General features: G+C 73.3%; 12 protein-coding genes and 1 pseudogene. 9 read left to right on the top strand and 4 right to left on the bottom strand.

All coding sequences use genetic code 11. The features are described from left to right. Nucleotides 1–404: pseudogene (locus J7E97_RS24495) on the bottom strand (hypothetical protein); the annotation flags it as partial. Between the two features lie 243 nt (nucleotides 405–647). Here J7E97_RS24495 and J7E97_RS24490 point away from each other — a divergent pair. Both J7E97_RS24490 and J7E97_RS24485 read left to right on the top strand, forming a co-directional pair. After that, on the top strand, nucleotides 648–830 hold the full coding sequence (locus tag J7E97_RS24490) for a hypothetical protein (RefSeq protein WP_215031124.1): 183 nt from the start codon (nucleotides 648–650) through the stop codon (nucleotides 828–830). A gap of 19 nt (nucleotides 831–849) precedes the next feature. Then, complete coding sequence (locus J7E97_RS24485; RefSeq protein WP_215031121.1) at nucleotides 850–1,404, top strand: MOSC domain-containing protein; 555 nt, start codon at nucleotides 850–852, stop codon at nucleotides 1,402–1,404. 11 nt (nucleotides 1,405–1,415) lie between these two features. Here J7E97_RS24485 and J7E97_RS24480 read toward each other — a convergent pair whose 3' ends face one another. Then, nucleotides 1,416–2,204: a hypothetical protein gene (locus J7E97_RS24480; protein WP_215031118.1), complete on the bottom strand. Its 789-nt coding sequence runs from the start codon at nucleotides 2,202–2,204 to the stop codon at nucleotides 1,416–1,418. 133 nt (nucleotides 2,205–2,337) lie between these two features. Between J7E97_RS24480 and J7E97_RS24475 the strand changes: the two genes are divergently transcribed. Further along, nucleotides 2,338–3,252 (top strand): oxygenase MpaB family protein, encoded by a 915-nt coding sequence (locus J7E97_RS24475; protein ID WP_215031114.1) that lies wholly within the window; start codon nucleotides 2,338–2,340, stop codon nucleotides 3,250–3,252. Nucleotides 3,253–3,304: 52 nt separating this feature from the next. On the opposite strand, the gene J7E97_RS24470 is transcribed toward J7E97_RS24475, so the two are convergent. Next, nucleotides 3,305–3,988, bottom strand: coding sequence for a class I SAM-dependent methyltransferase (locus J7E97_RS24470; protein WP_215031111.1), 684 nt, complete (start codon nucleotides 3,986–3,988; stop codon nucleotides 3,305–3,307). Between the two features lie 168 nt (nucleotides 3,989–4,156). Here J7E97_RS24470 and J7E97_RS24465 point away from each other — a divergent pair, with 168 nt between their 5' ends. The 5 genes from J7E97_RS24465 to J7E97_RS24445 all read left to right on the top strand — a co-directional run bounded on the left by J7E97_RS24465 (nucleotide 4,157) and on the right by J7E97_RS24445 (nucleotide 9,829). Beyond that, on the top strand, nucleotides 4,157–4,954 hold the full coding sequence (locus tag J7E97_RS24465) for an MHYT domain-containing protein (RefSeq protein WP_215031108.1): 798 nt from the start codon (nucleotides 4,157–4,159) through the stop codon (nucleotides 4,952–4,954). Between the two features lie 459 nt (nucleotides 4,955–5,413). Beyond that, nucleotides 5,414–8,263, top strand: a complete 2,850-nt coding sequence (locus J7E97_RS24460) for a nitrate- and nitrite sensing domain-containing protein (protein ID WP_374224226.1) — start codon at nucleotides 5,414–5,416, stop codon at nucleotides 8,261–8,263. Then, nucleotides 8,263–8,706, top strand: coding sequence for a roadblock/LC7 domain-containing protein (locus tag J7E97_RS24455; RefSeq protein WP_215031105.1), 444 nt, complete (start codon nucleotides 8,263–8,265; stop codon nucleotides 8,704–8,706). The genes J7E97_RS24460 and J7E97_RS24455 overlap by 1 nt, the downstream gene beginning before the upstream one ends. Before the next feature lie 17 nt (nucleotides 8,707–8,723). Continuing rightward, a complete protein-coding gene (locus tag J7E97_RS24450) occupies nucleotides 8,724–9,104 on the top strand; it encodes a DUF742 domain-containing protein (protein WP_215031103.1) in 381 nt (126 codons plus the stop codon). Next, nucleotides 9,104–9,829: an ATP/GTP-binding protein gene (locus J7E97_RS24445; protein WP_308346784.1), complete on the top strand. Its 726-nt coding sequence runs from the start codon at nucleotides 9,104–9,106 to the stop codon at nucleotides 9,827–9,829. The genes J7E97_RS24450 and J7E97_RS24445 overlap by 1 nt, the downstream gene beginning before the upstream one ends. A 41-nt stretch (nucleotides 9,830–9,870) precedes the next feature. Here J7E97_RS24445 and J7E97_RS24440 read toward each other — a convergent pair whose 3' ends face one another. Continuing rightward, complete coding sequence (locus tag J7E97_RS24440; RefSeq protein ID WP_215031101.1) at nucleotides 9,871–10,299, bottom strand: PPOX class F420-dependent oxidoreductase; 429 nt, start codon at nucleotides 10,297–10,299, stop codon at nucleotides 9,871–9,873. A gap of 104 nt (nucleotides 10,300–10,403) precedes the next feature. Between J7E97_RS24440 and J7E97_RS24435 the strand changes: the two genes are divergently transcribed. After that, nucleotides 10,404–10,802 (top strand): roadblock/LC7 domain-containing protein, encoded by a 399-nt coding sequence (locus J7E97_RS24435; RefSeq protein ID WP_215031099.1) that lies wholly within the window; start codon nucleotides 10,404–10,406, stop codon nucleotides 10,800–10,802. Nucleotides 10,803–10,865: the final 63 nt, after the last annotated feature.

Here is a 10,865-nt window from a genome sequence, read left to right as displayed (position 1 = left end):
AGGGCCAGCAGGGCGGCGGCGCCCCAGAAGGGGGCCGCCCCGGCGGAGGCGACGGCCCGGACCCGGGTGAGGAGCGGCAGGGCTTCGCCGACTGGGAGGACGAGCGCGGTCGTCCTGGCGAGCCGCAGGTCGGGGACGACGTAGGTCAGTTCCTCGAGGGCGGCGTCTGTGAGGCGCTGTCCGGGGCCGCCCGGGGCGGAGCCCGGCGCGGGCGGCCCCGGTGCGCGCGGCGCCGGGGCGGGGAGCGTCGCCGCAAGCAGCGGATCCGGCACGTGGGTGTCCGGCACGTGGCCGTCCGGCAGGCCGGTGTCCGGCTGCCAGAAGGCGATCCGGCCGTCGCGGGGCGGGTCGGCGGGCAGGAAGACGGCCGAGCAGTGGAGGAGGCCGGAGATCTCAGGGAGCACGCATTCCTCAAATTTGACTACCGACGACGGGGTGGCCGAGGGTACCCCACGCGAGCCGCCGCAGGCCGCGGCGGCGCCGTGACCCGGGTCACTTCATGGAAGGCCCCCGGACGTCCGCAGGCGACAGCACCTACGGGCACGGCGAGGGCACGGACGGGTACGGACGGGTACGGATACGGGAACGCGGGGGCCGGAGCACGCGTTGAGTGGGGTAGTGGCCGACGGAGAAAGAGGTGTCCGCAGATGTCCACAAGCGGAAAGGTCGCGGTTGCCGGAGTCGTGGCAGCCATCGTGCTCTTCTGGGCGGTCGGGTTCTGGGCGGGACTGCTGGTCCTGATCGGTGTGCCTACGGTCGCCTACCTGCTGTTGGACTCCTCGCAGCGCCGTAGGGTGCGCGGGATGTCCAAGAAGCAGATCGGCCGCTGACGCGGCGGAGGGGGCAATCGTGAGCACGGCGGGAACGGCGCGGGTCGCGGCGGTCAGCAGCAACGGCGTCTATTCGTTCACCAAGCCCACACGCGAGAGCATCACGCTCCTCGAAGGGCTCGGGGTCGAGGGCGACGTCCACGCGGGAGTCACGGTCAAGCACCGTTCCCGCGTGGCCCAGGATCCGACACAGCCGAACCTGCGGCAGGTGCACCTGATCCACCGGGAGCTCTTCGACGAGCTGGGCGCGGCCGGATTCGAGGTGGAACCGGGTCAGCTCGGGGAGAACGTCACCACGGAGCGCGTGGACCTCCTCGGCCTGCCGACGGGCACGCTGCTGCGCCTCGGCGCGGACGCGGTGGTAGAGGTGACCGGCCTGCGCAATCCCTGCCTGCAGATCGACGCGTTCCAGCATGGACTGCTCAAGCGGGTGGTGAGCCGGGACGAGGAGGGCAAGGTGCTCCGCAAGGCCGGAATCATGGGCGTCGTCCGCCAGGGCGGCACCATCCGCCCCGGCGACACCATAGAGATCACCCTCCCGCCGCCCCCGCACACCCCGCTCGAACGCGTCTGACCGCACCGTATTCAGGCCGGCCGGGCCGCGATCCGGTCCAGCCCCGCCAGCAGCTCCGCCAGTCCGGGAAGTTCCCCGTCCCCCTCCTGGGGCACCGTCAGGACCTCGCCCGGCTCCTCGTCCAGCAAGACGAAGGCCGCCCCGCCCGTGCGGGCCACCAGCGACCACCCGGGCCCGTCCACCCGTAGCGTCCGTGCGTCGTCGCCCGCGAAGGAGGACCGCACCCGGCCGGGCGGCGGGGGGCTCTGCGTGTATCCCAGAGCCTCCTTCAGCGCCCGCGCCAGCCCCGCGTGCGCGGCGGCCGCGGCCCCGCCGTCGGCCGCCACGCGCTCGCTCCAGTCCGTCCACTCCCGGGCGATCTGATCGGCTCCCATCCGCCGCTGCACCGCACCCCAGGCCTCGGCGGACGGCGGCGCGAGCGGGACCCGCCCGGTGCCGTCCGCGCCCTGCTCCGGATCGTGCGGCTCCGGTATCCCGGGCGCCGCCACCGACAGCTCCAGCGGCCAGCCCGCGAGGGAGACCACGATGGAGCGTTCGTCGGGGGACAGGTCGTACTCCATCCCGCAGTCCCACGAGGCGATGGCCATGGCCACGAGCGAGACGTCGTCGACCACGACCGTCCAGCGCGCGCCCTCCTCGTCCTGCCCGAGCACCAGCCCGTACCCGGGTGCCGCGGAGGGCACACCCAGCAGCGAGCACGCCTCTGGGAAGTCGTCCCCCAGGATGCTCGGGAACTGCGCGGGGGTCAGCAGCACGGCGGTCAGCACGTACAGCGACCCGCCGTCCTCCTCGTCGGACACGTGGCCTCCCGTAGCTCTCTTGTCGGCGCACCCTAACCAGCGGGTAACCGCCGCGTCGAGAGCCCGCGGGAGTCGATTTCCAAGCCTCCTACGTGCACGTAGAGTTGGCCACCCGCCACAGAAAGGGATCCCGGTGCAGCGTTACGACCGGCTGAAGGAGATCCTCCGGCTCGATCCGGACAAGGACTTCCTCGCCATCTACCGGCTCACCGCCACCTACGAGTTCCCCTGGGACTTCGCCCGCGCCCTGGAACTCGCCCTCTTGCGTACTTACGCCGTCCCGAGCATCGGGCGGCTCCTCGCCGAGACCGCGGAGTTCACGGACCGCTCGCAGAAGCGCTACGACGACACCGCGCTGCTCCTCGACGCCGTCGTCGAGCACGGCTTCGAGTCCGACACCGCGCGCACCGCGATCCGCCGCGTCAACCAGATGCACCGCAGCTACGACATCACCAACGAGGACATGCGCTACGTCCTGTGCACGTTCGTGGTGATCCCCGCCCGCTGGCTCGACGCCTACGGCTGGCGCCCGCTGACCCACCACGAGCGCCGCGCCTGCGCGAACTACTACGCCACGCTCGGCCGCCACCTGGGCATCACGGACATCCCGGACTCCTACGAGGAGTTCGAGGCCACGCTGAACGCCTACGAGGAGACCCGCTTCGGCTGGGACGAGGGCGGCCGCAAGGTCGCCGACGCCACCATCGGCCTGATGGCCTCCTGGTACCCGGCCCCCCTCGCTCCGGCCGTCCGCAGTGCCGGCCTGGCCCTGCTCGACGAGCCGCTGCTGGACGCCTTCCGCTACGAAGCTCCGCGCCCCGCCCTGCGCCGGCTGGTCCGGGGAGCCCTGCGGCTGCGGGGCCGGGCGGTCCGGCTGCTGCCCCCGCGCGGAGCAGCGCATTACGCCCGCCAGAACCGGGAGGTCAAGGGCTATCCCGGCGGCTATGACGTGGGCGAGCTCGGCACGTTCCCCGTGCCCGGCTCCGGCGGCTGCCCCGTACCGCATCCGCGCCGCCCGGCCGGAGCGCAGGCTCAGCCTCCGGCCTGATCCGGCTCGCTCCGCGGGCCCCGGGCAAGGAGGCGGCGTACGGCATTGGTCTTCAGGGAGTGCGGACCGCCAGCGCGAGGAACCGGGCGTCCTCGTCGGCGTACGAGGTCATGCGCCAGCCCGAACCGGCCAGCAGCGGCCCGAGGTTGTGCTCGGCCCGCATGTCGTCCGGCGTCAACTCGCGGCCGTGGCGCGCCGCGAGCGCCGCTCGCCCGATCGGGTGGAACAGGGCGAGCCGGCCGCCGGGGCGGACGACGCGGGCGAGTTCGCGCAGGTTCGCCCCGGGGTCCGGCAGGTGGGCGATGAGTCCGGCGGCGAACACCGCGTCCAGCACCCCGTCGCGCAGCGGGAGCCGCGCCACGTCCGCGAGCAGCAGCGCCCCCTCGGCGTCCCGGCCCGCGTCCCGCGCCGCGGCCAGCATCTGCGGGGTCACGTCGGCGCCGAGCACCGTTCCCGTCGGGCCGACGGCCGCGCGCAGCGCGGTCAGCGCCCGCCCGGTGCCGCAGCCCGCGTCGAGGACCGTGTCCCCGGGGCGCAGCGCGAACTCGGCCACGGCGGTCCGGAAGGCCGGTCCGTCCCCGGGGAACTTGCGGTCCCAGTCGGCCGCGCGCGCCCCGAAGAACTCCTGGACTTCGCGCTGGTCCTTCGTGCCGGCGACCGGACGGCCCGGTGTGCGGTCGTGGGTGCGGTCCTCGCTGCGGTCCTCGGTGCGCTCCTGCGTGCGGTCTTCGCTCATGTGCCCATGATCCCCCACCCAGGCGACGGCACATGCCTGCGGAACGTGTGCAAGGTGGCACGTCGTGTGATCGAAGATGAACGCACCTCTGTCATATTCCGGCAGTTCCAGTGGCTTTCGAAATGGTCCCCGTGTTCGCGCCCTCACCCGGACTAGCGTCCCGTGGCCATGGGACACCTGGACCACGCCGCCTATGGCTGGCTTACCCCCGCGCTGTCATACGTGATGGCTTCGATCGGCGCCGCCCTCGGGCTGCGCTGCACCGTCCGCGCGCTCGCCGCGACCACCGGAGCGTCCCGCCGCAACTGGCTCCTCACGGCGGCCTCCGCCATCGGGACCGACATCTGGACGATGCACTTCGTCGCGGTGCTCGGCTTCCACGTCACCGGAACCGAGATCCGTTACAACGTGCCGCTGACCATCCTCGGACTCCTCGTCGCCATCGTCGTGGTCGGCGCCGGAGTGTTCGCCGTCGGCTACGGCAAGGACCGGGGCCGGTCCCTCGTCCTCGGCGGCCTCACCACCGGCCTCGGCGTCGCGAGCATGCACTACCTCGGCATGGCGGCCCTGCGCCTGCACGGTTCGGTCTCCTACGCGCCGCTGATGGTCGGGCTCTCGATCGCCAGCGCGGTCGTCGCCGCCACCGCGGCCCTGTGGGCAGCGCTCAACATCAAGTCCCCGGTGGCCGTCGCCGTCGCCTCGCTCATCATGGGCGCCGCCGTCACGAGCATGCACTACATCGGCATGCTCGCCGTCTCCGTCGACGTCACCCCCTCGGACGAGGCCCTGCCGGGCGCGACCGCCATGCAGTTCGTCTTCCCGCTCGCCGTCGGCCTCGGCTCCTACCTCTTCATCACCGCCGCGTTCGTCGCGCTCTCGCCGACCGCCGACGAGCGGGCGGCCTCCGCCGCGGCTTCCGCCGGCCGACGCCCGGGCGAGCGGGGTGCACCCGTTTCCGTCCGCTGAGCGCGCGGGCGTCGCCGCCGCCCCTCCGGCGTCGCCTCCCGCCACGGGCTCACGCCACCGCCGCACACCATCAGCACCCACCATCACCGCACACCATCGCCCGACCCTTTCCACCGCCGCTGCCACAGCCGCCGCTGCCACCGCCGCCGTCACGTACGCAACGTACGCACCGCCCGGAACGAGGAGCCCATGCGCAGACCCCGTAGATCACCGGAAGCAGCGGCGCCGCGGCCGCCCGCGGGCGTGGGCGGCCGCGGCAAGGGAACCGGCCGCCGGGCCCACGCCGGACCGCCCGCCGAGGAGTCGGCGCAATACGAGCGCCCGGGCCCCGCGTCGGTCGCGCCCGGAGGGGGTGGCACGGGCGTCGGCGGACGTGGAGACGGTGGCGGAGGCGGTGGCGGTGGCGGACGTGGAGTCCGTGGCGGTGGCGGAGGCGCTGGCCTCGACGGCGGTCGGGGATTGCTGCGGCTGCGGCTGCGCCCCGCCACCGTCCGCGCCAAGATCGTCTCGCTGCTGATGGTGCCGGTGGTCTCCCTGCTCGCCCTCTGGGGCTTCGCCACCGTCGACGCGGTCCAAGACATGGCCCGCCTCAGCCGCGCCCAGCGCGTCGACCGCGAGCTCAGGGCCCCGGTCGCGGCGGCCGTCGCCGAGCTGCAGGCCGAACGGCGCACGGCCGTATGCCTGGTGGCCGGCCCCACCCCGGGTCAGGCCGCGGCCGCCCAGAGCTCCGCCCAGATCCCCGCCCAGACCGACGGGCTGGACCAGCAGGCCCGCCGCACCGACGCCGCGGTACGGGCACTGCGGCTCGGCGACCGCAACACCGTCGCCGACTCCGGCGACTACCGGACCGACATCGTCGTCCGGCTCCGGGCCTTCGTCGCCGCCGCCGAGGCGCTCGGCTCGACACGCAAGGACGTCGCCGAGCACCGTGCGACCCCGGACGCCGCCTACGAGACGTACACCCGCGTGATCGATTCGGCTCTGGAGGTCGGGGGCGCCCTCTCCGGAGGCGGCCCGGACGCGGAACTCGGGCCCGACGCCCGGGTCCTGCTGGAGTTCGCGCGGGCCGCGGAGCAGCTCTCGCGGGAGGACGCGCTGCTGATCGTGCCGGGGCCGCGCACCCCCGAAACGCTTCGTCGCCTGGCCGGCGCGGTCGAGACCCGCCGGACCCTGACGGCGGAGGCCGCACGGGACCTACCCGAGGCCCAGCAGAGCGCCTGGCAGTCGATCGCCAAGAGCGCCGCGTACGCCGAACTCACCGGGGCCGAGGACCAGGCGCTGGCCGCCACGGCCGCCACGGCGGGTTCGGACTCGACGGGTTCCGCCGGTTCCGCAGGCCAGTCCGGGGACTCGGGCCAATCCAACCGGTCCGGTTCGGCGGGCGGCACGGGCTCCGCGGCCAAGGACCCCCGGCCCGCGGGGCCCGTCGGCGCACCCGCCGGCTGGGAGGCCGCGTACACCTCCGTCTCCGGGTCCATGCGGGAGATCGCGAGCGCCGCCCACTCGGCCTCCGCCGACCGTTCCGACCCGTTCGGCGCGGGGGCGCTCAGTCCCGCCGGAATCGCCGTGGTGATGGGCCTGGCCGCCGTGGCAGCCTCGCTCGTCATCTCGGTCCGCATCGGCCGGGCCCTGGTCGTCGAGCTGGTCTCGCTGCGCAACACCGCCTTGGAGATCGCGCACCGCAAACTTCCGGACGCCATGGACCGGTTGCGAGCCGGCCAGGACGTCGACGTGGCCGCGCAGACCCCGCACGGTCCGGCCGCCGAGGACGAGATCGCCCAGGTCGGGGAAGCGCTGGACACCGTGCACCGGGCGGCCCTCAGCGCCGCCGTCGAACGCGCCGAACTGGCCAGCGGCGTGAGCGGGGTCTTCGTCAACCTCGCCCGGCGCAGCCAGGTCCTGGTGCACAAGCAGCTCACCCTGCTCGACTCGATGGAGCGGCGCGCCGACGACCCGAACGAGCTCGGCGACCTCTTCCGCCTCGACCACCTCACCACCCGGATGCGGCGGCACGCCGAGAGCCTGATCATCCTGTCGGGCGCGGCCCCGGGGCGTGCCTGGCGGACGCCGATCCCGCTGACGAACGTCGTGCGCGCCGCCGTCTCCGAGATCGAGGACTATCCGCGCGTCGAGGTGCGCCAGCTCGCCGAGGCGGCCGTCATCGGCGGAGCCGTCGCCGACCTCACCCACCTGCTCGCCGAACTCATCGAGAACGCGACCCAGTTCTCCCCGCCGCACACCAAGGTCAGGGTCAGCGGGGAGCCCGTCGGCGCCGGCTACGTCCTGGAGGTCGAGGACCGGGGGCTCGGCATGGGCCGCGAGTCCCTCCACGAGGCCAACCGCCGCATCGAGCAGTCCGAGGCGCTCGACCTCTTCGACAGCGACCGGCTCGGGCTCTTCGTGGTCAGCCGCCTGTCGGCCCGGCACGGCGTGAAGGTGCACCTGCGCACGTCACCGTACGGCGGCACCACGGCTGTCGTGCTCCTCCCGAACTCTCTGCTCCAGGGCGCCATCACGGCCACCGCCCCGCAGCCCGCGGACCGTGCGGAGCAGCGTTCCCGGGCCCTGGCTCCGGAACCGGCCTCCGAGCCGGCCTCCGAGCGGCCCCCCGCCGTGAGCGTCGTACGGGACGACGCGCGCGGGATCCCGGTCCCGGACCGGAGCGGCCCCGACCGGATCCCGGACTCCATCCCCGACCGGGCCCCGGACCGGAGCCTCGAACGCGACCCCGACCGAAACCCGGACCGCAGCCCCGACTCCATCCCCGACCGGATCCCCGACCGGATCCCCGACCGGATCCCCGACCGGATCCCCGACCGGATCCCCGACCGGATCCCCGACCGGATCCCCGACCGGTCCCAGGGTCGATACCCCGATCCGAGCCCTGTGCGGGAGGAGGAGCCCCGTCCCTCCCCGGTGGCCTCGCTCCGGCCGCGCGGCTCCGAGGGCGCGAGCCCCCGTACAGCACCGGTGGCTGCGGTGGCGGCCGCTCCCGGCGGCGGCTCCACGGGCGGCCCGGAGGCCTCGGTGACCGAACTCCCGCGCCGGGTCCGGCAGGCCAGTCTCGTCCCGCAGCTGCGCGAGGCCCCCGCCCCCGCGCAACCGGCCGGCGGGCGCGACCTCCAGGATCCCCCGGGACGCAGCCCCGAGCAGGCGCGCGAGCGGATGGCGGCGTACCGGGCCGGGTGGGCACGCGGTGTCCGGGCGGGCGGCCAGGAGAGCGTGCGGCCGGGTACCCCGCCGGGCAACCACGAGAACTCCCCTCACGCAGGCAGCGAAGGCGACGGCGAAGGCGAAGGAGCACGGTGATGATCGAACATCAGAGAATCGACCTCGACGGGATCCGCGGGTCCGGCGAACTGGACTGGCTGCTGGACGACCTCGTGGTCCGGGTCCGCGAGGTCCGGCACGTGGTGGTCCTGTCCAACGACGGCCTGGCCGTGGGCGCCTCCAGTGCGCTCAGCCGGGAGGACGCCGAACACCTCGCGGCCGTGGCCTCCGGCTTCCACAGCCTGGCCAAGGGCGCGGGCCGGCACTTCCACGCCGGGGGCGTGCGCCAGACGATGGTGGAGATGGACGAGGGCTTCCTCTTCGTCGCGGCCGCCGGAGACGGCTCCTGCCTGGCCGTCCTCAGTGGCGCGGGCGCCGACATGGGGCTGATCGCGTACGAGATGGCCCGGCTGGTGAAGCGGGTCGGTGAACACCTGTACACCCCGCCCCGGTTCTCGCCGCGTCCGCCGGCCGCCGGTTGAAGGCGGCGGTCCTGAGCATGAACGACCAGTGGTACGACGCCGACGCGGGCCCGCTCGTCCGTCCGTACGCCATGACCGGCGGGCGCACGAAACCGGGACCCCACGGCGTCCGGTTCGACCTGATCGCGCTGGTGGTCGTCGATCCGGCGGGGACGGACGAGGCGGCCGAATCGCTGCTCGGTCCGGAACACCGGGCGCTGCTCGGCCTGTGCCGGGACGAGACCCAGTCGGTGGCCGAGCTCGCGGCGGACGCGGACCTGCCCGTGGGCGTGGTGCGGGTGCTGCTCGGGGACCTGTTGGAGGCCGGGCACGTCAAAGTCAGCCGGCCGGTGCCGCCCGCGCAACTGCCGGACGAGCGGATTCTGCGTGAAGTCATCGAGGGATTGCGAGCGCTGTGATGGGACTGGACGACGAGGGGACCGCCGGTTCCGGGAGGCCGGGCGGGCCGGCTGCGGCCGCGGCCTCGGCCCCGGGTGGCGCCGCGGACGCGAGCGGAAATGGAAACGGAGACGGAAGCGGAGAAGGAAACGGCGAACTGGCCGCACTCGCGCTGAAGATCCTCGTGGCGGGCGGATTCGGCGTGGGCAAGACCACCCTGGTCGGCTCGCTCAGCGAGATCCGGCCGCTGCGGACGGAGGAGCTGCTCAGCGAGGCGGGCGAGCTGGTCGACGACACGGGCGGGGTCGACCAGAAGACGACGACGACCGTGGCCATGGACTTCGGGCGGATCACCATCCGGTCGGGGTTGTCCCTGTACCTGTTCGGGACGCCGGGGCAGGACCGGTTCTGGTTCTTGTGGGACGAGCTGTCGCAGGGGGCGCTGGGCGCGGTGGTGCTCGCCGACACCCGCAGGCTGGAGGACTGCTTTCCGGCGGTGGATTATTTCGAGCACCGGCGGATTCCGTTCGTGGTTGCCGTCAACTGCTTCGCGAACGCCCGCCGTCACGCCTCGAACGAGGTGGCGCGGGCGCTGGACCTGGACCCGGGGACGCCGGTGCTGCTGTGCGACGCGCGCGACAAGGATTCGGGCAAGGAAGTGCTGATCCGGCTGGTGGAGTACGCGGGGCGGGTGCACACGGCCCGGCTCCTGGACTCGGTGGAGCCGCAGGCCGATTCGGTGTGAACCGGCCTGCGGACGAATGGAGTTCCGTGTGGTCGCGGCCCTCAGTCGGCCACCCCGGCGGCCGAGATGACCTTGTCGATGGAGACGCGGACGAGGAGTTCTCCGGGGACGGCGTTGCGTCGGCCGAAGGCGTCGCCGCGTTCCGCTCCCATGTAGCGGCGGCCGATCTTGGACGCCCAGGGAAGCATCTCGTCCAGATCCTCGCTGATCTCGGCGCGGCCTTGGAGGATCACGTAGGAGAACGGGGGCCGGTCGTCGTCCACGCAGAGCGCGACGCGGCCGTCGCGGGCCAGATTGCGCCCCTTGACGGTGTCCTTGCCGGTGTTGAACACGAAGGAATCACCGTCGAGAACGAACCAGATGGGAGCGATGTGGGGGCTTCCGTCCGCACGGACGGTGGACAGCTTTCCGGTACGAGTGGAGTGGGAGACGAAGGCCCGCCATTCCTCTTGAGTCATCTTCTTCACCATGCGTCCATCTTCCTTGCCGGAAAGCCCCTGGTGGGGAAGGCTGGCGGCACGAGTACGGGGTGGGGCGCGGCTGTGACGGCCGCGTCGACGGGGAGGGACTGGATATGGCACTGGACAAGCAGCTCGACTGGCTGCTGGACGATTTGACGCGACGGGTCCAACAGGTCCGGCACGCCGTGGTGCTGTCCAACGACGGGCTGGTGACGGGCGCGAGCGCCGGCCTGGTGCGGGAGGACGCGGAGCACCTGGCGGCCGTCGCGGCGGGGTTGCAGAGCCTGGCGAAGGGGTCGGGGCGGCACTTCCGGGCGGGTGAGGTGCGCCAGACGATGGTCGAGTACGACGAAGGGGTCCTCTTCGTCATGGCGGCGGGCGCCGGCAGCTGCTTGTGCGTCCTGAGCGCCGCCGAGGCCGACATCGGTCACGTGGCGTACGAGATGACCCTGCTGGTCAACCGGGTGGGCGAGCACCTGGGTGTGGCGGAGCGCCGGATCACCGGCGGCTGAATGCTCTGAACTGCGGTTATGGGGGTTGTCCACAGCCCCTGCGCCGTGTCGTCGCGCTGCGTT

The organism is Streptomyces sp. ISL-66 (genome assembly GCF_018614135.1).
Classification (GTDB): domain Bacteria; phylum Actinomycetota; class Actinomycetes; order Streptomycetales; family Streptomycetaceae; genus Streptomyces.
The sequence above is the reverse complement of the archived record's forward strand: the minus strand, read 5'-3'. Positions and strand labels throughout refer to the sequence as shown.

Bases quoted from the DNA above. Each gene is read 5' to 3' on its own strand.
- J7E97_RS24490 (WP_215031124.1), top strand. From the start codon at position 648: ATGTCCACAAGCGGAAAGGTCGCGGTTGCCGGAGTCGTGGCAGCCATC.
- J7E97_RS24470 (WP_215031111.1), bottom strand. From the start codon at position 3,988: ATGAGCGAAGACCGCACGCAGGAGCGCACCGAGGACCGCAGCGAGGAC.
- J7E97_RS24465 (WP_215031108.1), top strand. From the start codon at position 4,157: ATGGGACACCTGGACCACGCCGCCTATGGCTGGCTTACCCCCGCGCTG.
- J7E97_RS24455 (WP_215031105.1), top strand. From the start codon at position 8,263: ATGATCGAACATCAGAGAATCGACCTCGACGGGATCCGCGGGTCCGGC.
- J7E97_RS24450 (WP_215031103.1), top strand. From the start codon at position 8,724: ATGAACGACCAGTGGTACGACGCCGACGCGGGCCCGCTCGTCCGTCCG.
- J7E97_RS24445 (WP_308346784.1), top strand. From the start codon at position 9,104: ATGGGACTGGACGACGAGGGGACCGCCGGTTCCGGGAGGCCGGGCGGG.
- J7E97_RS24440 (WP_215031101.1), bottom strand. From the start codon at position 10,299: ATGGTGAAGAAGATGACTCAAGAGGAATGGCGGGCCTTCGTCTCCCAC.
- J7E97_RS24435 (WP_215031099.1), top strand. From the start codon at position 10,404: ATGGCACTGGACAAGCAGCTCGACTGGCTGCTGGACGATTTGACGCGA.